Below are 20,211 nucleotides of genomic sequence, written 5' to 3'. Positions count from 1 at the left end.
CCGGCCGGGCAGGGGACACCAAAGTTCTTTGCCGGTTCGGCAAACCCGGTTTCTGGCGTCAGGGCATCAGGGCATCAGGGCATCAGCCTGTCAGCGCGTCCGACTCGCCCTCCGAGGCGTCCGCGCGCACCCATACCGCGCGCCGCGGGAAAGGGATCTCGACGCCCGCCTGGTCGAGCGCGTCCTTGACCCGGCGGCGCAGCTCGCGGGTGACGCCCCACTGCTGGAGCGGCACGGTCTTGACCGCGAGGCGCACGAGCACGCCCTCCGCGTCCAGGGACTGCACGCCCCACACCGTGGGGTCCTCCAGCAGTACGTCCGCGAAGTCCGGCTCCTCGCGCAGCGCGCGGCCGGTGTCCTCCAGCACTCGGTAGACGGTGTCGAGGTTCGCGTCGTGGGCCACGGCGACGTCCAGGACGGCACGCGCCCATTCCTGGCTGTCGTTGCGGACCCGCAGGATCTCGCCGTTGCGGATGTGCCACAGACCGCCGTTGAGGTCGCGCACGTGGGTCAGCCGCAGGCCGACGTGCTCCACCTCGCCGACGGCCTCTCCGAGGTCGACCGAGTCGCCGACGCCGTACTGGTCCTCGACCATGATGAACAGGCCGGACAGGTAGTCGGCGACGAGGCTCTGGGCACCGAATCCGATCGCCAGGCCGACCACTCCGGCGCTGGCCAGCAGCGGGCCGAGGGCGATGCCGACCTGGTCGAGCACCATGGCCACGCCGACCATGAACAGCACGATGGTCACGGCGCTGCTGAGCACCGAGCCGATGGTGCGGGCCCGCTGTTCGCGGCGTTGCCGCGCCCGGCTCCGGTCGCGGTGCAGGACGGCCGCGCCTCGGGTGGGCCTGCGGGGACGGCTCCGGTCGGTCTCGCCCGCCGACGGTTCCAGGACCCGCTGGACGACGCGGGTGATGGCCCGCTTGGCCACCGCGCGCACCACCAGCAGGATCACGACGATGAGCGCGATGCGCAGCGGTATCCCGATCAGTGCCGTGGTGTGGTCGCCGATCCAGTTCGACCACGAGGCCGCCAGCTGCGGATTCGTGACCGGCTCGGCGGGTGGGGAGGTGTGCGACATCGACTCTGCTGCTCCGTTTCTCGGGACGACTTGTCTGCCGTCGGAGCCGCCTACCCAGGCACCGGCCGAACATGACGCCCGGCCCGTCGGGGTCACCCATCACCCGTTACCTCACTTGCGCCTTATGTCCGACAGTTACGTCATCTTCACTCGTGACCGGCTATCACCGCCGCCCGCCGGGGCACTCGCAGGAGGTCATCCCACAGCGGAGGGGAACGGCGTGGTTACCGTTGCCGTCGTACTACTGCCCGGACTGGCGCTGCTGTTGTTCACCATGACGTACATGGAGGACCGGCTGTTCGGTGATCCTGGGCCGCCCCGGCACGCCCGGCGCCGGCATCTGCGTCTCCTTCCGGGCGGCGGGGGCCACGACTCCCCGGCTCACGACTCCCCCACCCACGACTCACCGGACCGGCGCCCCGGACCGGCCGAGCTGCCGGCGTCCGACCGGGACGCCGCCTGAGTCCGTTCCCCGCCCGCTCCCCGCCCGCTCCCCGTCCGTTCCACGCCCCGGGTGCGCGTTCGCGCGGACCCCGGCGAGCGGGCGTGCGGTCCGCCGGGCGATGCTGTCCCGGACGGGTCGCAGACAGCGCACGCGAGGAGATCGGATGGACACCGGGGAACGGCACGACGCGGACGAGGAGTTCGTCCGGTTCTGGCAGGAGCGCCGGGTGTGCTTCCTGTCGACGCGGCGGGCCGACGGAACGCCGCACCTGGTCCCGGTGGGGGTGACGTACGACCACGCCACCCGCACGGCGCGGGTCATCACGAGCCGGGACACCGCGAAGGCACGAAATGTGCGGCGGGCCGAGGGTGCCCTCGTCGCCGTGGGGCAGGTGGAGGGCCGACGCTGGTCCACGCTGGAGGGCGTCGCCTCCGTGCGGGACGACGCCGGGGCGGTGCGCGACGCGGAGGTCCGGTACGCGGCCCGCTACCGGCAGCCCCGGGCGAACCCGGAGCGGGTGGTCATCGAGATCGACGTACGGCGCTTCCTCGGCACGGTGCGCCCCCTCGCGGGACCTCCGGACGCGTGACGTCCCCGGCGGGGCGTGTCACCCCTCCCCGGCCGGGGTCCGGCGCCCGAGTCGTCCGGGCCACCAGGCGACGGCGCCGATGTCGCGGGCGAGCGCCGGGACCAGCAGGGAGCGCACCACCAGCGTGTCCAGCAGGACGCCGAACGCCACGATGAAGGCGATCTGCACCAGGAAGGCCAGCGGGATCACCCCGAGCGCGGCGAAGGTGGCGGCGAGCACGACCCCGGCCGAGGTGATCACGCCGCCGGTGGCGGTCAGACCGCGCAGGATGCCCTCTCGCACCCCGTGGTGCAGCGCCTCCTGGCGGACCCGGGACATGAGGAAGATGTTGTAGTCCACGCCGAGGGCGACCAGGAAGACGAACCCGTACAGCGGGACGGAGGCGTCGGTGCCGCTGAAACCGAACACGTGGGTGAAGACCCGGCTCGAGACGCCCAGCGTGGCCAGGAAGTTCAGTGCCACCGTGGCCACCAGCAGCACGGGCATCAGCAGGGAACGCAGCAGGGCGATCAGGATGACCAGGATGATGGCGAGGACCACGGGCACGATGAGCGTGCGGTCCTGTTCCGCGGTGCGCTGGGTGTCGTACTGCTGGGCGGTGTAGCCGCCGACGAGGGCGTCCGCGCCGGGCACGTCGTGGACGGCCGACCTGAGGCGGGCCACCGCGCTCTTGGCGGCGTCGCTGTCGGCCGGCGCCTGGAGCGTCGCGTCGATCCGCACCCGGCCGTCGACCACCTTGGGCTCACCGCCGCCGGGGCGGCCGGCGGCGGTCACCGGTGCCGCGGAGGCGACGCCGCGGGTGTCGCGGGTGGCCGCGAGGACGGGGTCCAGCCGGTCGGCCTCGGCGATGATCACGGCCGGGTTGCCGGAGCCGCCGGGGAAGTGCCGGGCCAGGGTCTCCTGCGCGGCGACCGACGGGGTGTCGTTCACGAAGATCTCGTCCAGGGGCACGCCCTTCGAGGTCAGCGTGGGCGCGAAGGCGGCGCAGGCGAGCAGCGCGGCCAGCGAGATCGCCCAGATGCGGCGCGGGGCCCGGTCCACCAGTTCGGCGACGCGGTGCCAGAGCCGGTGCCCGGCCTCCGGGTCGCCGGTCCGTACGGGCCTCGCCGGCCAGTAGGCGGCCCGGCCGAGCAGGACCAGGACGGCGGGCAGGAAGGTGAGCGTGCTCAGCACGGCGCAGACGATGCCGATGGCGCCGACGGGTCCGAGCGCGCGGTTGTTGGTCAGGTCGCTCAGCAGCAGCGCCAGCAGGGCGAGGGCGACGGTCGCCGCGCTGGCGACGACGGCCCCCCAGGAGGCGCGCAGAGCGGCGCGTACGGCGGCGAAACGGTCCGGTTGGCGGGCCAGTTCCTCGCGGAAGCGGGCGGTGAGCAGCAGTGCGTAGTCGGTGGCGGCGCCGATGACCAGGATGGAGAGGATGCCCTGGACCTGCCCGTCGACGCGTACGACGTCGCGCTCGGCGAGCGCGTAGACGATCGCGCAGGCCAGGCCCAGGGCGAAGACGGCGCCGAGGATGATGACCAGGGGCAGCAGGACACTTCGGTAGACGAGGAGCAGGATCACCAGCACGGTGATCAGCGCGACGCCCAGCAGCAGTCCGTCGATGCCCGAGAAGGCGTCGGAGAGGTCCGCCTGGGAGGCCGCGGGACCGGCCAGTTGCGCCCGCGTACCGGGCACCTGCTCGGCGGCGTCGCCGATGCGCGCCAGGGCGTCGGGCAGTGCGTCGCCGAGGTCGGGCCTCAGCTGGACGACGGCTTCGAGTGCCTCGCCGTCGTCGGAGGGCAGCGCGGGCGACGCGGGGCCGACCACCCCGGGCCCGCCCGCCACCGACGCGAGGGCGCGGGTGGCCTGGGCCCGGTGGCCGGTGACGGAGCCGCCGTCGTCGGCGGTCCACACGACGATCACCGGCAGCGTCTCGTCCTGCTGGAAGGCCTGCTGCGCGTCGATGACCTGGGTGGACTCCGCGCTGCGGGGCAGGAAGGCGGCCCGGTCGTTGGTGGCGACCTCGCCGAGCTTTCCGGCGTACGGTCCGAGCGCCCCGCCGATGCCGAGCCAGACCAGGAGCAGGAGGGCGGGGACGAGCCATCGGGCCCGTCGGGAGGGGGCGGACATCGGTGTCGGGTCTCCAGGTCTCCAGCGGCACGGAAAGTGACTCGATCATAAACAATCTCAATCATCGAGTTACTTGGGGGGCGTCGTGACACACCGACGTCTTCCCCGGCCGCTCCCCGGGATGCGACACGGCCGGGGAATTCAGCCCTCGTGCGACCGCACGTGGCGCAGTTCCTCGTTCAGCGCCGCGAGGAAGCGGACGACGACCGCAAGTTCGCCGTCGTCGAAGCGCGAGCGGGTGGCGGCGGCTGCCTCGGCCAGCGGAAGGAAGTACGTCCGGGCCGCCTCCCGGGCCTCCGGCACGTAGTGCAGGTGGACGACCCGGCGGTCGGCGCTCTCCCTGACCCGGCGCACGTGCCCGGCCCGCTCCAGGCGGTCCACGCACGCCGTCACCGCGCCCGAGGTCAGCCCCAGGTGCTCGCGCAGCCGCCCCGGTGTCATGGGCTCGCGCGCGTCCAGGATCGCCGCGAGCGCCTGGACGTCGGTGGCGTGCAGCCCGTGGGTGCCGGCGAAGCCGTGCACGAGGCGGTTGATCTCGCCGTTCGTCCGCCTCAGCTGTGCGGCGAGAACGTGCAGGTCGCCCGCCTCGGGGCCGGAGCCGGTCCCCCGCTCGTGCGCGTGCTGTCCGCGCTGGTTCGCTGTCGCCACGCGATCAGCGTATAGAAGGCTCGATCTGGGCCGGGGAGCGTCCGCTCCTTCGCCGAGCGGGCCGAGGCGGCCGGGGTCCGGCGCGTCGTCTACCCGGGCGGTTGGACACCGTCCGGCGCGCGGGTGCCGGGGCTGTCGGGGCGGGACGTGTGGTCCGGGTGGTTCCGGGTCCGGCGGGCCTCCTTGAGCTCCGCCTCGTACAGGTGCTCGCGGCCCCCCGCGAGGCGCCCCGCCGCCTCGCGTTCCAGATCCCTGAACGCCTGGTAGTACGTGCGGTCGTAGGCCTCGACGACCTGGTACGTCCAGTGTCCGGGGATGACGTTGCGGCCAAGGATCTCGGTGCGCACCCGCTCCGCCCACTCCGGGTGCCCGGCGGCGCGCAGCAGCTCGACCGTGCGGTCGAGTTCGAAGTCCGCCGAACCGGTGAGCTGGTGGAAGGCGAACAGGTGCCCGCGGGCGCACTCGGTCGTCTCCAGCGCCTTGGACAGGGACCCGAGGGCCTCGACCGTCTCGTCGCTCACGCCCTCGGGGCGCCGGCGCGGGTCGTCGCCGTCCATGGGGCCCACTTCTTCTCCGGCGCGGACGGCTTGTGCACCGCCGGCCTCGGTGCGCCCGGTGAGGTTCTCGTCGCGCTTCTTCGCCATGCCGGTACTCCTCCGTCTCCGCACCAGCCTGGGCCGCCGGCGGGGCCCGCACCACTCGGGCGCGGGCCCGTTCAACGCCGAACTATCCTGGTCGCGGCCCCGGCGGCCCGCGTCCAGGGCCCCCCACTCGTCACCGTCGTCGTTCCAGGAGCAGCCCGTTGAACACCAGCACAGCGACCCCGGACAGCTACTACGAGCGCATCGACGAGCACCGCTACAAGCCCACCCCGCACGCGGGCGGGGCGTGGAGCGCGGACGAGCAGCACTTCAGTCCGCTCGGGGGTCTGATCGTCCACGCCGTCGACCGCCATCTGGCGGGCCGTGCCGGTGCGGACATGTCACTGAGCCGGATCAGCTTCGACATCCTCGGCCGCCCCGCGCTGGACGAGTGCGAGATACGGGTGGAGACGCTCCGGCCGGGCCGCACCATCGAGCTGGTGGAGGCGACCGTGCTCATCGCGGGCCGGTCCGTGGCGCGGGCCAGGGCCTGGCTCCTCGCCGACGTGGACACGAGCGCCGTCGCCGGTGGCGGCGCCGACCGGCTCACCGCGCCGGAGACGCTCGCGCCCTGGACCATGGCCTCCCAGTGGCCCGGCGGCTACATCGCCTCCCTGGACGTACGCCCGCTGGCCCCGCCCCGGCCGGGCCGCACCACCGCCTGGGTCTCCACCGGGCTCGACCTGGTCGCCGGGGAGAGCGCGAGCCCGCTGGCCTCGTACGTCGCCCTGGTCGACACCGCCAACGGCATCGCGGTACGGCAGTCACCGGCCGAGTGGATGTTCCCGAACGTCGATCTGACCCTGCACCTGCACCGCGCGCCGCACGGCCGCTGGACGGGCCTGGACACCACCGTCGTCTTCGGGCCGACCGGGCAGGGCATCACCAGCACCGTGCTGCACGACGTGGACGGCCCGGTGGGACACGCTCAGCAGCTGCTGACCGTGCGTCCGCAGCCGTGAGCGTCCGGCGCCGCGGGACGCCGTGCCCCGCGTGTCAGCCCGTGCCCGCGGGCGGATCGGCGAGGATGCCGGTCAGCAGTCCGGTGGCCTGGCCGACCTCGATCAGGTAGCCGTCGGGGTCGCGCAGATAGCACCGGAGCTCGGCCTTCCGGTCGATCGGCGGGGTGAGGAACTCGGCGCCCAGCGCACTCCACTCGCGGTAGCAGCGCTCGATGTCGGCCACCCGGATGTTGAGGAAGCTCGTGGCCGTCCCCGGGTCGTCGGGCGGGCGCAGCGTGACGTCGGGTTTGTCGGGCGTCGGTTCGCCGCCCGGGTTCATGATGAGCCAGCTGTTCGCCAGTTTGACGATGCACGGGTTCTCCGCGAGCACGACCTCGCCGCCGAGCACCTCGGCGTAGAAGGCACGCGAGCGCGGCACGTCGGCCACGGTGAGGAAGTGGGTGAGCAGCAGGCCCGACTCCGGTGCGGGCAGGTCTTCACGGCGCATTCGCGGACCTCACGCTCTTGTGACGGGTTTGTCCACCAGCTCCATCATGGACCGCGCTCGCCGCGCCGGAAAGACGATCAAGGAGGCGTGAGGACCAGACGCCCCCGTACCTCCCCGGCCTCCAGCCTGCGGTGGGCCTCGGCCGTCATCGACAGCGGCAGCCGGTCGGCGATGCGCGGACGCCACGGCGTGTCCGCGAGCGCGCCCACGACGCCCCGCGCCGCCTCGGCGAGGTCGGCGGTCGTGGCGTTGCTGATGGCGAAGCCCACGATGCTCGCGTCCCTGGTGTAGAGCCGGCTGACCGGCAGTGCGGCGGCCCCTCCGCCCAGACCCACCATCGCGACCAGGCGCCCGCCCCGCGCCAGCGAGTCCACGGCGTCGGCGAGCACCCCGTGCCCGGAGGTGTCCAGGTGCACGTCGTAGCCGTCGGGGGCGGCCCGGCGCACGCGCTCGTCGAGGTCGGGCGCCCGGTGGTCGAGGACCTCGGCGGCGCCCAGCTCCCGGACCGCCGCGGTGTCCTCGGCTCGCGCCGTGGCGACGACGCGGGCGCCGGCCCGGGAGGCGAGTGCCACCGCGGCCGCGCCCACGTTCCCGGCGCCGCCCCCGACGTACACGCTCTCCCCCGCCCGCAGCCGCCCGTGCCGGAACAGTGCCAGCCAGGCGGAGGCCGCCGGGTGGGCGGCGGCCACGAGATGTTCCGGGTCGACGCCGGGCGGCGCCGCGTAGAGGCGTTCCGCGGCGACCGTCGCGTACTGGGCGAAGGAGCCCTGCCGGCCCGCGTGGCCCAGGCTGTTGCACCACACCCGCTGCCCGGCGGTGAAGCCCGCGGCGCCCGGCCCGGCCACCGCGACCTCACCCACCAGGTCACGGCCGACGACGAAGGGCGACGGAAGCGGTGTGGCGTACGCCCCGGACCGCACGAAGGTGTCCACGGGGTTGACGGCGACCACCGCCACCCGCACGAGCACGTCCGTGGGCCCCACCGGTGGCACGGGCAGTTCCCCGTGGCGGATGGCGTCGGCCGGTCCGACGGCGTCGATGTACGCCGCCCGCATCACGTCGGGGACTGTGCCGTTCATGGCCTCATGCTACGAACCATCCGGTGGCGCCGCAGCCGTGGGCCGCCCCGCCAGGGGGTGTCGTTTGGATCAGGCCGGCTCCAGGCAACGGTGCGTTGTTGCCGACCCGAGCGGGGTCTGGTGCGTGCAGCTGCAAGGCGGAGGAGGGCGGCGACGCGGAGCGTCGACAACCGACGACAACGCCGCAGATGGGCGTGCCAGACCCCGCGACCCCGGCAAGATCCAAACGACACCCCCTAACGGTGGTAGGCCTCCAGTTCGGCGATCGAGGTGAAGGTCTGCGTGCCTCCGCTGCCTCCGATCACGCGTACGCCGTCGCCGCTGGTGGTGGCGAAGTCGAAGACGTAGGTCCGGTTCGTGCCGGCGGCCGACGACGTCGGGTAGGCGGGGGTGACGCGCTGGGCCTCGACGTCCGTCCAGACCCCGTCGCGGCGGACCTGGATCCGGGGCGCGGCGCCGAACCAGCCGCCGTCGCCGAACATCGTGCCGGTCGTGTACGCCACCTGGTTGACGCGGTACTCGCGCGGCCAGGTGTAGCCCCACCAACTCGTCGGCTTGCGTTCGTCGTTCCAGTCGTCCTCGTTCTGGCTCCGGTTGCCGTCGTTGTAGACCGCGGTGCCGAAGTGCGTGGCCCGCTCGACCGGGACGGTGCCGGGTTCACGCGCGAGGTTGCGCGAGCCGTCCGGCGCGTTGCCGGGCGTGGTGGGCTCGGACGGGGTGAGGGACATCCTGCGCAGCGAGTACGTGTACGCCCAGAAGTCGCCGCCCGGGTAACCGCCGCCGCAGGGGCAGACGTTGGACTGGAGCCACATCGACTTGCCGTCGGCGGCGATGTACTTGGACGGGATGGTCGTGGCGTAGCCGCCGTGCTTGGTGTGCGTCCAGGGATAGCCGCCGAAGTCCTTCGGGGTGAAGCGCTTCCACGGGCCCCAGGGGCTGGCCGCCTCGTAGAACGAGGACGTGTACTCCGTCCACGAGGTGTAGAGGTAGCGGTTCAGCGGCTTGTTGTAGACGACGCCGCCCTGGCTGATCACGCTGAGGTCCCTGACGCGGCCCGGGGTGCCCACGTTCTGGTAGACGCGCCGGTCGTGCAGGACCGCCACCCGCTGGTCGATGTCGGACGTCCACCGCACGGTGCCGCCGCCGTCACCGGCGTAGAACTGCCACGTGGACCGGTCCTGGACCGAGTCGGCGGGCACCCGGGCCAGGTAGAGGTCGGTGGGGTCCGGGTCGGGGTCGAAGGTGTCACGCCAGTTGTGGTCGAGGCCGTGGGCGTGGACGGACCCGTCCGGGCTGTTCGCGTTGTCCTTGCCGTAGTCGAGGAACATGACCGTGTTGAATCCTCCCCTCCGTGAAGGGAGGGGATTCCTGGCTCAGGCTGCCTCCTGGAGCGGCGCTCCAGGAGGTCTTCCGCCATCGGCACCAGCCGGGTTGAGACCAGCCCGGACGAGCATGACGCGTGCGGAGTTCTTGTCCCGTGGGGAGACGGTTCCGCAGGCGGTGCAGGTGTGGGTGCGTTCACCCAGCGGCAGTGCGTGCTTGGCTCTCGCTCCGCACCGCGCGCAGTCCATCGTGGTGTACGCGGGGTGGACCAGGCGGATGTCCCGCCCGTGTTTGCGTCCCATCTCGATCAGAGCGGCCTTGGTGGCACCGATCGCGGCGTCCGCAGCCTTGCGGGCCATGTTTGTCCTGGCCAGGAACTTCGGGCAGAAGTCCTCGACCGCGACGGCGTCATGGTTGCGGACGACCTTCTTCGCCCACTTGCGGCCGGTGTCCGCACGCTGTCTGCCGACCTTCTTGTGGGCCTTCGCCCGCAGCGTCTTCGCCGTCCGGTAGCCCCTCGACCCGGACGTCCCCTTCTTCGGCCTGCGGCGGGCCATCATCCGGTCGTACCGGGCCAGTCTCACCCGCATCCTCCCGCCATACTCGGGGTGCGGCAGGTCGTGCGCGTCCGACGTCGTGGTCGCCGTCTCCCTGACACCCCAGTCGACGCCGAGCACGCGGCCGGTCTTCGGCAGGGGCTGGACGTGGGCGGGGACGACGAAGGAGGCGTACCAGTGCCCGAGGCTGTCCTGGTAGACGCGTACCGAGGACGGTTCGGCCGGCAACTCCCGCGACCACACCACCGACACGGTGATCCCGCCCGCCAGGTGCAACCGGCCGTCCTTCAGCCGGAACCCGCGCCGGGTGTAGTTCAGGGTCGCCAACGCCTCACGCCTGGTCTTCCACGTCGGCATCCCGGCCCGGCGCGCCACGGGCAGACGCCCGGCGATGTCCTGCTGCGCCTTGGCACGGGAGCGGCCGAAGTCGCGGATGATCTGCTGCTGGGGAACGCACGAGCCCTCCCGCAGCCACGGCGTACGGGCGCGGGCCCCGGTCAGCATCCTGTCCAGCTGCGCCGGGCCGCACGTGGTCTTCTCGCCGGTCGCCCTGTTGTGCAGGTGCACGGCCCTGGACTTGGCGACGCACTCGTTCCACAGCCAGCGGCACCGGCCCCACTCCGCCTCCAGAGCGGTACGGGCAGTCGACGACACCCGCAACCGGTACGTGTACCGGGCATGCCCGCCCTTTTCATCGGCCCCCACCTGCGCCATCTCGCCCCCCCCTCACGGCCACGGCCAGGACACTGTGCCGTCCCGAACCTTGCGAAGGACCATACGTACGACAGCCGCACACACACCCGCCTATCCCGCAACCGCCACCCCGACCAGCGATCACAGGCACACGTGTTCGCTTTGCCTCGGGTCATGCTGGTAGCCATACGGGCACTCCGCGCCCGTATCCGGGCTTCGGCGACGCTCCGCGTCGCCATACTCGGATGCGGTTCCTCCCGGCGTGAACGCCGGAGCCTCCTCGCAAGAATCAGGTGACGGCGGCGGCGCTAACGGGGGTCACGCTCGCCGATGCCGCGCCCGCGGTCGCGGCGCCCGCGGCCAGTCCGGTCGCCGTCAGGCCGAGTTCCGTGCGGAGCAGGAGGCGTCGGGGCGGTCCGGCGGCCGTGTCCCGGCCGGGCCCGCTCACGTTCATGTCGTGAACCTGCCATTTCAGCCATACGGGACTCCTCGGGTTCGTGGGGGTGTTCCGCCCGTCGTGGACGACGGGCGGAACGCCGGGAGCAGGGAGCAGGGGTACTACAGCGCCACGTCCCCGCACAGGTGCACCTCGAGGCCCAGCTCGGCGAAGAGGGCCGCCTTGGCGCGCAGTGCCTTGTCGGCGGTGGCCGCGTCGGGCGCGTAGGCCACGTTGAGGTGGTTGGCGCGGTGGCGGGCCATGAACTGGTCGCGGGTGACCCCGTGCAGCACCGCGTGCATGATCGGCCACTGCGGGTTGGTGGCGTCCAGCCGGCGCCGCGTCTCCTCCTCGGGCAGTTCGACGGCGCTCGCGCGGCCGAGGTCCACGTGGAGGCGGCCGTCCATCAGGAAGACGCGCGACCAGACGATGTCGCCCGGCTTGGAGACACCGCTGAGGGTGCCGCCGCCGAGCGGGAAGAACATCGGCGGCTGGCGCATGCTGTACGACTTGTCGTAGCCGCCGTGGTGGGAGGCGGGGACGGAGCCGGAGATCTCGAAGACCCAGACGAAGCGGCCGTCGTACTCCTCGCCCCAGCGGATGTCGTGCAGCGTGGTGGCCGGGTCCAGGCCCATCGCCGTCCAGATGCGGTTGGTGACCAGGGAGTCGACGGCGACGCCCTCGTCGACCTCGTTGAAGTGCGGCAGCGGCGCGCCCGCGTACAGCTCGCGGGCGCCGTCCCGGCTGAGCACGGGAGGGCGCTGGACGTTGTTGAGCAGGCCCTCGGCGAGGTCGCTGGCGGGCACGGTGTCCTTGAGGCCTTGCTGGTACTGGATGCCGACCGCGTCGAGCCCGAAGTCGTCGGAGATGCGCAGCGCGGCGATGTACATCTTGAACTGGCTGAGCAGCTGGGCGTCGGTCAGCTCGGTCGCCTCGTCGGTGCCGGTGTGGAAGGTCATGCCGGCGTCGTCGAGCCAGGTGCGGACGGCCTGGGCCTCCGCGTCGGAGACCTTGTTCATCTCCGCGACCAGGGCGCTCTGCGAGAGGCGTTCCTTGTAGATGCCGAGCGGGTTGAGGAACTCGTCGTCGATGATGGCGTTGTACATGCCCATGCAGCCCTCGTCGAAGACGCCGATGATCGCCTTCTCCTCGCGCAGCTGCCGGGCCAGCGCCGTGCCGAGTTCGGTCTCGGCGTCCTCCCCCAGCGCGGGAAGGGCACGGACATGGCCGGTGTCGTGAGGGAGGGTGCCCGTCTCCAGCCAGGTGCGCAGGCCCTCTCGCGCCCAGTCGTCGGTGAAGTCGGGGCTCCACAGGACGGAGTAGTCGATGCCCGCCTTGGTGAGGCTGCCGGCCAGGCCCAGCAGGCCGACCAGGCCGGGGAACTCGCCGCTCCAGTTGGCCACGACCAGGATCGGGCCCTGGTGGTCGCGCAGTCCGGCCAGGACGTGGTGGCTGTACTGCCACACGGCCTCGACGACGATCAGCGGGGCGTCCTTGGGCAGGTTCTTGAAGACCTCGATGCCGGCGCGCTGGCTGTCGATGAAGCCGTGGCCCTTGGCCTCGTCGACCGGGTGGCCGCGGCGTACCTTCCGGCCGAGGGCGGTGACGGCCGCCGCGAGGTCGTTCTCCAGCTTCTCCTGGGTGGGCCAGCAGGTGGTGTTGGCGGCGGGACGGAGATCGCCGCTGGTCACGGTGTAGACGGTGGCCGGCTCGGCGGCCGGAGCCTGGTGGAGTACGGGCAGGGTGTACGCGGTCATGCGGTCTCCGTAGGTTGTGCGTCCGGCCGTGATGGGCCGGCGGGTCGAGCGGGTCGAGCGGTCACGGGGGGCGGCCGGTCAGCGGTCCTGGAGCGTCGCCAGGGTGTGGACGACGTCCGAGGTGGCCGGGTAGAGCCGCCGGTAGAGGGCGTAGAGGTCGTCGTAGCGCTTGGTGTGCTCGGCGCGCGGTGTCACCGTCGCGCGGACCGGGTTCCAGTCGTCGACGCAGACGTCCTGGACGAGCCCGGCGGCCAGCAGCGCACCGCCGTAGCTCGCGCCGATGGTGGTGGTGCGCAGCTCCTGCGGGCGGCCGGTGATGTCGGAGACGATCTGCGTCCACAGGGAGCCCTGGGTACCGCCGCCGACGGCGACCACGCGGCGGATGTCGCCGCCGGCCGCCTCGATGACCTCGATGTTGTGCCGGACGCCGAAGCCGATGGCCTCCAGGGCGGCCCGGTAGAGGTCGCCGCGGGTGTGGGACAGCGTCAGGCCCGCGATCACACCGCGTGCGTCCGGGTCCATCACCGGGGTGCGCTCGCCGGAGAAGTAGGGCAGCATCAGCAGGCCGTTGGCCCCGGGGCCGGACTCGGTGGCGAGCCGGGTCAGGCCGGCGTGGTCCCCGTCGGCGAACAGGTCCCGCAGCCAGTTGGTGATCGCCCCTGACGTGGCCATGCCGCCGGCCAGGTTGCGGGTGCCGGGCAGCGCGCCGACCGTACCCCACAGGGACTCACTGGTGAGGGGCTCGGGAACGGTATGGACGAGGAACATGGTGGTGCCGTACATCAGCATCAGGTCGCCGGTGCGCTGGGCGCCCACGCTCAGGGCCTCCGCCCAGGCGTCGATGGTGCCGGTCGTGACCGGGATGCCCGCGGGCAGGCCGGTCCGCCGGGCGGCGTCGGCGGTGAGGGTGCCCGCCGCCTCCCCGGACCAGCGCAGCGGCGGCAGTTCGATGCCGGGGGCGACCTCGGCGGCCCAGGGGGCGTACCACTCGCAGGCGTGGGTGTCGTAGAGCGGCGTGCACTGGCTGGCCGAGTGGTGGTCCAGTACGTAGGCGCCGGTGAGCTTGCGGACCAGCCACGAACTCGGCATGTAGAGGCGGCGGGCCCGGGCGTACAGCTCGGGCTCCTCCTCCGCGACCCAGGCGATCTTGGGCCCCGCCGCCTGGGTGGTCAGGGCGGAGCCGCCGCGGCGGATGATCTCCTCGGCGCCGAGCAGTCCCTCGAGGCGTTCGATCTGGCGGACCGAGCGGGTGTCCACCCCGTAGAGGATCGCGGGGCGCAGCGGCGTGTCGTGTTCGTCGGTCAGCAGGACGCAGGGTCCCATGCCGCTGACGCCGACGGCGGTCACCGTGACGTCGCCGGCGGCGGTGAGTTCCCGGGCGATCTCGGTGAACTCGTCCCACCAGAGTGCGGCGTCCATCTCGAAGCGGCCGGGGCCCGGCCTGGCGGGGGTGTGCTCCCGTACGGCCGAGCGGATCAGGACGCCGTCGAGGCCGACGAGTACGCCCTTGCTGCTCGAGGTGCCGATGTCCACACCGATGACTGCGTTGCGAGGCATGGCGAGCACGTTTGCAGAAATCGATTTCAGCGTCAAGGGAACGCACGCAAAGCGCGAGTTGTCCGCAGAAGACCGGGTCAGGCATGGTGTCCGGGGCGCGAAACCGTGCATCCGTCTCAGCTCTTGACACCCCTTGGAGGCCGCTCTACGTTTCGGTGAAATGGATTTCAGGGATGTTGCGCCGCCTTGACGACGGCGTCCCGTCCTCCCCGCGCCCACGACGGCCGAAGGGCCCGCGGCGCGCTCCGCAACTCCACCTTGAGGGCAAGACACGATGACGACCTTTGGACTCGACGGCATCTCCCGCAGGACGCGCGCCGTGAGCCGTTCCATCAGCGCCGAGAACTTCACCGGCGCCAGGGCCGGCGGCGGCCGGGCCACCCAGGGCACCGGAGCGGTCGCGGCGAGCCGGCTCGGGCCGGGCTGGAAGATCTCTCCCAGCATCGACATCCCCGCCGGTGAGACGGCGGTGCTCGCCGACATCGAGGGCCCCGGCACCATCCGCCACCTGTGGTGCACCACCGACCCGCACGGCGCCTGGCGCGGCACGCTGCTGCGGATGTACTGGGAGGGCGAGGACACCCCGGCCGTCGAGGTCCCGCTCGGCGACTTCTTCTGCAACGGGTGGAACACCTTCAGCCAGGTCTCGTCGGTGCCCGTCGCCGCGAACCCCAACGGCGGCTTCAACGCGTACTGGCCGATGCCGTTCCGCCGCGCGGCGCGCATCACCCTGGAGAACCTGACCGCCGAGAAGGTCACGCTCTACTACCAGGTGGACTACGAGCTGGACGAGGTCGGCGAGGACGCCTCCTACTTCCACGCCCAGTGGCGCCGCAGCCACCCCGTCCCGTTCGGCGAGGTGCACACCCTGCTCGACGGCGTCACCGGCGCCGGCAGCTACGTGGGCACGTACATGGCGTGGGGCGTCAACAGCCCCGGCTGGTGGGGCGAGGGCGAGCTGAAGTTCTACCTCGACGGCGACGACGAGTACCCGACGATCTGCGGCACCGGCACCGAGGACTACTTCGGCGGCGCCTGGAACTTCGACGTCCCCGGTCAGGGCTACACCGCGTACACCACCCCGTACCTGGGCCTGAACCAGATCCTGCGCCCGGACGGGCTGTACGGCAGCCAGCAGCGGTTCGGGATGTACCGCTGGCACGTCCTGGACCCCATCCGTTTCGCCGAGGACCTCCGCGTCACGGTCCAGAGCCTCGGCATCGGCCCGGGACAGGGCAACGGCCTGCCGCACCGCTACCGGCACACCAGCGACGACATCGCCAGCACCTCGCTCTTCTACCTGGACGCACCGGCTTCCGCGTCCCTTCCGGCCACGCCGGACCTCCTCACGCTCGAGGTGGACTGACCGCCGCTCGGCCGTCCGACCCCGAGTAGACCCCCGCGTCCACGGACGCGGGATCCCAGGATCAGTCCGCGGGGTGAGCGGTTCTCGTGACGAGTGCCGTACACCCCGGGCCCGCCCCCCAGGATCCGCTCTCCCAGGCCCATCCCACTCCGACAGGAGCGCACGCATGCTCCAGCACGGCAACGAAGCCGGGCAGCCGGCCGCATCCCCGGCCGGCACCTCACGCCGCCGCTTCCTCACCGCCATGGCGGGCACCGGCGCGGCCGTCGCGGCCCCGGCCCTGCTCACCGGCTGCGGCTCGGCCCAGGCGAAGGGGGGCAACCTCCAGTTCTGGAACTTCTACGGACCCCAGCGCTCGCCCGACCCGGCGATCAACGCGCAGTCCAAGTGGTTCACCGACATGGTCGGGAAGTGGAACGCCACCCACAAGGCGCAGATCGACCTCGTCTATCTGCCCCAGCCCACCTACCTCAACGGATTCAAGCTGCCGTCCGCCTTCGCCACCGGCGAGGGCCCGGACATCTTCATGCTCTCCCCCGGCGACTTCCTGCGGTACTACAACGGAGGCGTCCTCGAGGACCTCACGCCGCACATGGAGAAGGCGGCCGTCGACGACTTCGGCTCCACGCTGGACAGCCGCAAGGTCGACGGCAAGGTCTACGCCCTCCCGATGGAGGTCGAGCCGCTGGCGATGTTCTACTCCGAGGGCCTGTGGGAGAAGGCCGGCCTGTCCGAGGCCGACATCCCCACCACCTGGGACCAGATGCTCGACATCGGGGACAAGCTGCGCGGCCGCACCACGGCCGGACTCGTCTTCGAGACCAACCCGGGCTACTTCCAGAACTTCACCTGGTACCCGTGGATGTGGCAGGGCGGCGGCGACGTCCTCGACAAGCGGGGCGACGTCGCCTTCGACTCCAAGGGGACCCGCCAGGCCCTCCGGCTGTGGCAGGACGCGGTACGCCACGGCATCGCGCCGCGCACCGTGCCCGCCGCGGGCGACGTGATCGGCGGTTTCAAGGGCGGCAACGTCGGCATGTGGCAGCAGGGCATCTGGAACGTCTCCAGCTTCAAGGCGTTCGCGCCCGACTACCCGTACGGCGTCTTCAAGCTCCCCACTCCCCCGGGCGGCGACTACGTCACCGCGCTGGGCGGCTGGTCCTTCTGCGCCAACGCGCAGGGCCGCAACCCGCAGGCCGCGGCCGAGTTCTGCGTGTGGGCGCTGGGGTCCATGAAGGACGACTCCATCGACCGGATGGTCGACTGGTGCGTCGGCGCCAAGTCCGACGTGGCACCCCGCGCCAGCGCCCTGGAGCGCGGCGCCGCCAAGGGCGGCTACGACTCGGACGTCATGCGCAAGTTCAAGGACGAGATCTTCCCGGGCGGCCGGGCCGAACCGCGCTATCCCCCGGTGGTCTACAAGGCGATCTCCGACGCCATCCAGGGCTCCATGCTCGCCGGCCGCGGCGTGGAGAACGAGATCGAGCGGGCCACCCAGTCCATCAACGCCTACACCAAGAGCTACAAGGGGGCGAGCCTGATATGAGCAGCGTCGCCGCGAAGGAGCGCCGGGCCGCCGCGGCCCCGGCGCAGGCACCGGCCTCGTCCAGAGGCCCCGGGCTCAGCCGCAAGCACCGGGAGTGGCTGGCCGCCGCCCTCTTCCTCGCCCCCGACGTCCTCGGGCTGCTGGTCTTCGTCGCCGTCCCGATGGTGCTGTCCATCGCCCTGAGCTTCTTCCAGGTCAGCGGCTTCGGCAGCTACGAGTGGATCGGGCTCGGCAACTACGAGCGGATGATGAACGACCCGCTCTTCTGGGACTCCATGAAGATCACGGGCCTGTACGTCGTGATCCTCGTCCCCGTGCTGTTCTGTGTGAGCCTCGGGCTCGGCCTGCTGGTCAAGCAGAAGCTGCCCGGCATGGGCGTCTACCGCACCGCGCTCTTCCTGCCGTACGTCATCAGCCTCGTGGTGGTCGGCGTGCTGTGGAAGTTCCTGCTCGACGAGCAGACCGGCGCGGTCAACCGGGCGATGCGGGCGGCCGGCTTCGACGGCGAGTCCTGGCTCGGCAGCCCGAACCTCGCCCTCGGCTGCGTCATCGCCGTCATGGTGTGGGTGATGATGGGCTACTACATGATCATCTTCCTGTCGGGTCTGCAGGAGATCCCCAAGGAGTACTACGAGGCCGCGAAGCTCGACGGCGCGGGCGCGTGGACCCAGTTCCGCTCCATCACCTGGCCGCTGCTGCGTCCGACCAGCTTCTTCGTCCTGATGATGTCCACGGTCGCCGCCATCACCGGCGGTCTCGACCTGATCTTCGTCCTGACCAACGGCGGACCCGCCAACGGCACGTCGCTGGCGATCTTCTACATCTACCAGCAGGCCTTCGGGTTCGGTGAGTACGGCTACGCGTCGGCCATGGGCTCGTTCCTGGTGCTGATCATGGTCGCCGTCTCCGCGGTGATCTTCAAGTTCACGAGAGGCGGGAGGTTCGACGATGGCGAGTGACACCCTGACGACCGGGACCGGCGAGCCCGGCACCAAGGCAGGCCGGCGCCGGCCGCTCTCCCCGCGCGCCGGGCTGACGATTCTGGCCGTCGTCCTGTCGGTGATCAGCGTCCTGCCCGTGCTGTGGATGCTCACGTCGTCCTTCAAGACGCGCGACACCGTGACCGACGGCAAGCTGATCCCCACGGACTTCACCTTCGACAACTTCGTGTACGTCTTCACGGAGGTGCCGTTCGCGCGCTACCTGTGGAACAGCTTCTTCATCTCGGCGATGATCACGATCGCGGCCCTGTTCTTCCACTCGATGGCCGCCTACGCGCTGGCCCGGCTGCGCTTCCCCGGACGCGAGAAGCTCTTCGGCGCGATCTTCGCCACCCTCCTGGTCACCGCGCCCGTGGTGCTGATCCCGCTGTTCCTGGTCGCCCGTGAGCTGGGCCTGCTGGACAGCTACGCCGGTCTGATCATCCCGGCGATCTTCAACGCCTTCGGCATCTTCCTGCTGCGCCAGTTCTATCTCGGCCTGCCCAAGGAGCTGGAGGAGGCGGCCGTCATCGACGGCTGCGGCCACTGGCGGGTCTACTGGAACATCGTGCTGCCGATGTCCCGGCCGATCCTCTCCGCGCTGGCGATCTTCTTCTTCCTCGCCAACTGGAACGCCTTCGTCTGGCCGCTGGTCGCCACCAACGACCAGGACCTGACGGTGGTTCAGCTGGGCATCGCCTCGTTCCAGACGCAGTACACGTCGAACTGGAACTACATCCTGGCGGCGGCGACGGTGGCCGCGCTGCCCATGCTGATCCTCTTCTTCGTCTTCCAGCGGCAGATCGTCGAGTCCATCAAGACGTCCGGCATCAAGTAGCCGGACACCGCACACGCGAGCGGCGCCGCACCGGCCGAGGGGACCGGTGCGGCGCCGCTCGCGTGTGCTCAGTGACCGGCCGGGCCGCCGGTGCTCTCCCGGACCTGGAGCGACGTGCGCAGCACCACGGTCTGCAGGGGCGCCTCGCCGCCCTCGATCCGCTGGAGCAGCAGGTCGGCCGCGGTGCGCCCCAGCTCGTAGGCGGGCAGTTCCACCGCCGACAGCGACGGCCGCACCAGCGACGCCCAGGGGACGTCGCCGAAGGAGAGGACACCGGTGTCGGGCGGGGTGCGGCCGGCCTCGCGCAGGGCGTCGAGCACGCCGATGGTCATGAGGTTGTTGGCGACGAACACCGCGTCGGGCGGCTCGGGCAGGGACAGCAGTTCGCGCATCGCCGCGCGGCCGCCCTCGACCCGGAAGTCGGCGTGGCGCACGTAGGTGTCGTCCGCGGGCCGCGGCCCGAGTTCGGCGCGCAGCGCCTGCCGGTGACCGGCCAGGCGTTCCTCTGAGGTCGAGGCGCCCTGCGGTCCGGTGATGCAGGCGATCCTGCGGTATCCGGCGCGCAGCAGGTGCCGGGTGGCCGCCTCGCCCCCGTGCCGGTCGTCGAGGCGGACCGCGTCCACCTCGGCGTCCCTGGGGCGGCGGTCGACGGCGACGACGGGGACGCCGCGGGCGATCAGCGGGCCGAGGTCCGTCTCGTCCTGGGAGGCCGCCGCCACGATGACGCCGGCCATCTGCTCGCCGAGGGCGACCTCCAGGTAGCGGCGCTCCTTGTCGGTGTCCTCGTCGGAGTTGCACAGCACCACCGAGAGACTGGTGCGCTGCGCGGCGTCCTCGACGCCCCGGGCGAGCGAGGTGAAGAACGGGTTCTCGATGTCCGGGATGATCAGGGCGATCACGCTGGAGCGCTGTTTGCGCAGCGAGCGCGCCAGCCTGTTGGGCGCGAAGCCGAGCGCCGCCGCGGCCTGTTGGACGGACTGGACCCGGGCCGGAGTGACATTGCCGCCGTTGAAGACCCGTGAGACGGTCGCCGGGGATACTCCGGCGGCTCGCGCCACGTCCTGGATCGTCACCACCTGCGTCCGCGTCCTCTCACTCCGGGTCATGTCCA

The 20,211-nt window shown here is 71.7% G+C and carries 19 protein-coding genes; 7 read left to right on the top strand and 12 right to left on the bottom strand.

What is annotated here, in order from left to right; translation table 11 throughout:
• Positions 1–82 precede the first annotated feature (82 nt).
• Complete coding sequence (locus tag ACGH7X_RS35675; protein WP_399893581.1) at positions 83–1,084, bottom strand: mechanosensitive ion channel family protein; 1,002 nt, start codon at positions 1,082–1,084, stop codon at positions 83–85.
• Between the two features lie 220 nt (positions 1,085–1,304).
• Here ACGH7X_RS35675 and ACGH7X_RS35670 point away from each other — a divergent pair, with 220 nt between their 5' ends.
• Together ACGH7X_RS35670 and ACGH7X_RS35665 are read left to right on the top strand one after the other, a co-directional pair.
• A complete protein-coding gene (locus ACGH7X_RS35670; RefSeq protein ID WP_399893579.1) occupies positions 1,305–1,547 on the top strand; it encodes a hypothetical protein in 243 nt (80 codons plus the stop codon).
• Between the two features lie 145 nt (positions 1,548–1,692).
• Positions 1,693–2,118 (top strand): TIGR03618 family F420-dependent PPOX class oxidoreductase, encoded by a 426-nt coding sequence (locus ACGH7X_RS35665; RefSeq protein WP_399893576.1) that lies wholly within the window; start codon positions 1,693–1,695, stop codon positions 2,116–2,118.
• An 18-nt stretch (positions 2,119–2,136) separates the two neighbouring features.
• Here the strand turns inward: ACGH7X_RS35665 and ACGH7X_RS35660 are convergent, their stop codons facing one another.
• The 3 genes from ACGH7X_RS35660 to ACGH7X_RS35650 all read right to left on the bottom strand — a co-directional run bounded on the left by ACGH7X_RS35660 (position 2,137) and on the right by ACGH7X_RS35650 (position 5,435).
• Positions 2,137–4,230, bottom strand: a complete 2,094-nt coding sequence (locus ACGH7X_RS35660) for an MMPL family transporter (RefSeq protein WP_399893573.1) — start codon at positions 4,228–4,230, stop codon at positions 2,137–2,139.
• Positions 4,231–4,371: 141 nt separating this feature from the next.
• Positions 4,372–4,878, bottom strand: a complete 507-nt coding sequence (locus ACGH7X_RS35655) for a MarR family winged helix-turn-helix transcriptional regulator (protein WP_399893570.1) — start codon at positions 4,876–4,878, stop codon at positions 4,372–4,374.
• Between the two features lie 89 nt (positions 4,879–4,967).
• Positions 4,968–5,435, bottom strand: coding sequence for a hypothetical protein (locus tag ACGH7X_RS35650; RefSeq protein WP_399897572.1), 468 nt, complete (start codon positions 5,433–5,435; stop codon positions 4,968–4,970).
• A 245-nt stretch (positions 5,436–5,680) separates the two neighbouring features.
• Here ACGH7X_RS35650 and ACGH7X_RS35645 point away from each other — a divergent pair, with 245 nt between their 5' ends.
• Positions 5,681–6,481, top strand: coding sequence for a thioesterase family protein (locus tag ACGH7X_RS35645; protein WP_399893568.1), 801 nt, complete (start codon positions 5,681–5,683; stop codon positions 6,479–6,481).
• Positions 6,482–6,515: 34 nt separating this feature from the next.
• On the opposite strand, the gene ACGH7X_RS35640 is transcribed toward ACGH7X_RS35645, so the two are convergent.
• The 7 genes from ACGH7X_RS35640 to ACGH7X_RS35610 all read right to left on the bottom strand — a co-directional run bounded on the left by ACGH7X_RS35640 (position 6,516) and on the right by ACGH7X_RS35610 (position 14,370).
• On the bottom strand, positions 6,516–6,968 hold the full coding sequence (locus ACGH7X_RS35640; RefSeq protein WP_399893565.1) for a VOC family protein: 453 nt from the start codon (positions 6,966–6,968) through the stop codon (positions 6,516–6,518).
• 77 nt (positions 6,969–7,045) lie between these two features.
• The gene (locus ACGH7X_RS35635) at positions 7,046–8,047 is read right to left on the bottom strand and encodes an NADPH:quinone reductase (protein WP_399893562.1); all 1,002 of its coding nucleotides are present in this window, start codon (positions 8,045–8,047) and stop codon (positions 7,046–7,048) included.
• A gap of 236 nt (positions 8,048–8,283) precedes the next feature.
• The gene (locus ACGH7X_RS35630) at positions 8,284–9,375 is read right to left on the bottom strand and encodes a hypothetical protein (RefSeq protein WP_399893559.1); all 1,092 of its coding nucleotides are present in this window, start codon (positions 9,373–9,375) and stop codon (positions 8,284–8,286) included.
• A gap of 45 nt (positions 9,376–9,420) precedes the next feature.
• Positions 9,421–10,641, bottom strand: coding sequence for an RNA-guided endonuclease InsQ/TnpB family protein (locus tag ACGH7X_RS35625; RefSeq protein WP_399893556.1), 1,221 nt, complete (start codon positions 10,639–10,641; stop codon positions 9,421–9,423).
• 268 nt (positions 10,642–10,909) lie between these two features.
• On the bottom strand, positions 10,910–11,074 hold the full coding sequence (locus ACGH7X_RS35620; RefSeq protein ID WP_399893553.1) for a hypothetical protein: 165 nt from the start codon (positions 11,072–11,074) through the stop codon (positions 10,910–10,912).
• Positions 11,075–11,178: 104 nt separating this feature from the next.
• On the bottom strand, positions 11,179–12,813 hold the full coding sequence (locus ACGH7X_RS35615; protein ID WP_399893550.1) for a fucose isomerase: 1,635 nt from the start codon (positions 12,811–12,813) through the stop codon (positions 11,179–11,181).
• A gap of 78 nt (positions 12,814–12,891) precedes the next feature.
• A complete protein-coding gene (locus ACGH7X_RS35610) occupies positions 12,892–14,370 on the bottom strand; it encodes an FGGY-family carbohydrate kinase (RefSeq protein WP_399893547.1) in 1,479 nt (492 codons plus the stop codon).
• 274 nt (positions 14,371–14,644) lie between these two features.
• Between ACGH7X_RS35610 and ACGH7X_RS35605 the strand changes: the two genes are divergently transcribed.
• The 4 genes from ACGH7X_RS35605 to ACGH7X_RS35590 all read left to right on the top strand — a co-directional run bounded on the left by ACGH7X_RS35605 (position 14,645) and on the right by ACGH7X_RS35590 (position 19,100).
• Positions 14,645–15,736: a glycoside hydrolase family 172 protein gene (locus ACGH7X_RS35605; protein ID WP_399893544.1), complete on the top strand. Its 1,092-nt coding sequence runs from the start codon at positions 14,645–14,647 to the stop codon at positions 15,734–15,736.
• Between the two features lie 166 nt (positions 15,737–15,902).
• Complete coding sequence (locus ACGH7X_RS35600; RefSeq protein ID WP_399893541.1) at positions 15,903–17,282, top strand: ABC transporter substrate-binding protein; 1,380 nt, start codon at positions 15,903–15,905, stop codon at positions 17,280–17,282.
• On the top strand, positions 17,279–18,241 hold the full coding sequence (locus ACGH7X_RS35595; RefSeq protein ID WP_399893539.1) for a carbohydrate ABC transporter permease: 963 nt from the start codon (positions 17,279–17,281) through the stop codon (positions 18,239–18,241). The genes ACGH7X_RS35600 and ACGH7X_RS35595 overlap by 4 nt, the downstream gene beginning before the upstream one ends.
• Complete coding sequence (locus ACGH7X_RS35590; protein WP_399893536.1) at positions 18,231–19,100, top strand: carbohydrate ABC transporter permease; 870 nt, start codon at positions 18,231–18,233, stop codon at positions 19,098–19,100. The genes ACGH7X_RS35595 and ACGH7X_RS35590 overlap by 11 nt, the downstream gene beginning before the upstream one ends.
• A 68-nt stretch (positions 19,101–19,168) precedes the next feature.
• On the opposite strand, the gene ACGH7X_RS35585 is transcribed toward ACGH7X_RS35590, so the two are convergent.
• On the bottom strand, positions 19,169–20,206 hold the full coding sequence (locus tag ACGH7X_RS35585; RefSeq protein WP_399893534.1) for a LacI family DNA-binding transcriptional regulator: 1,038 nt from the start codon (positions 20,204–20,206) through the stop codon (positions 19,169–19,171).
• Between the last annotated feature and the right edge of the window lie 5 nt (positions 20,207–20,211).

Source organism: Streptomyces sp. BBFR51 (assembly GCF_044591655.1).
In the GTDB taxonomy this organism is placed as follows: domain Bacteria; phylum Actinomycetota; class Actinomycetes; order Streptomycetales; family Streptomycetaceae; genus Streptomyces.
Note: the sequence above shows the minus strand (reverse complement) of the source record. Positions and strands in the feature narration are given on the sequence as shown.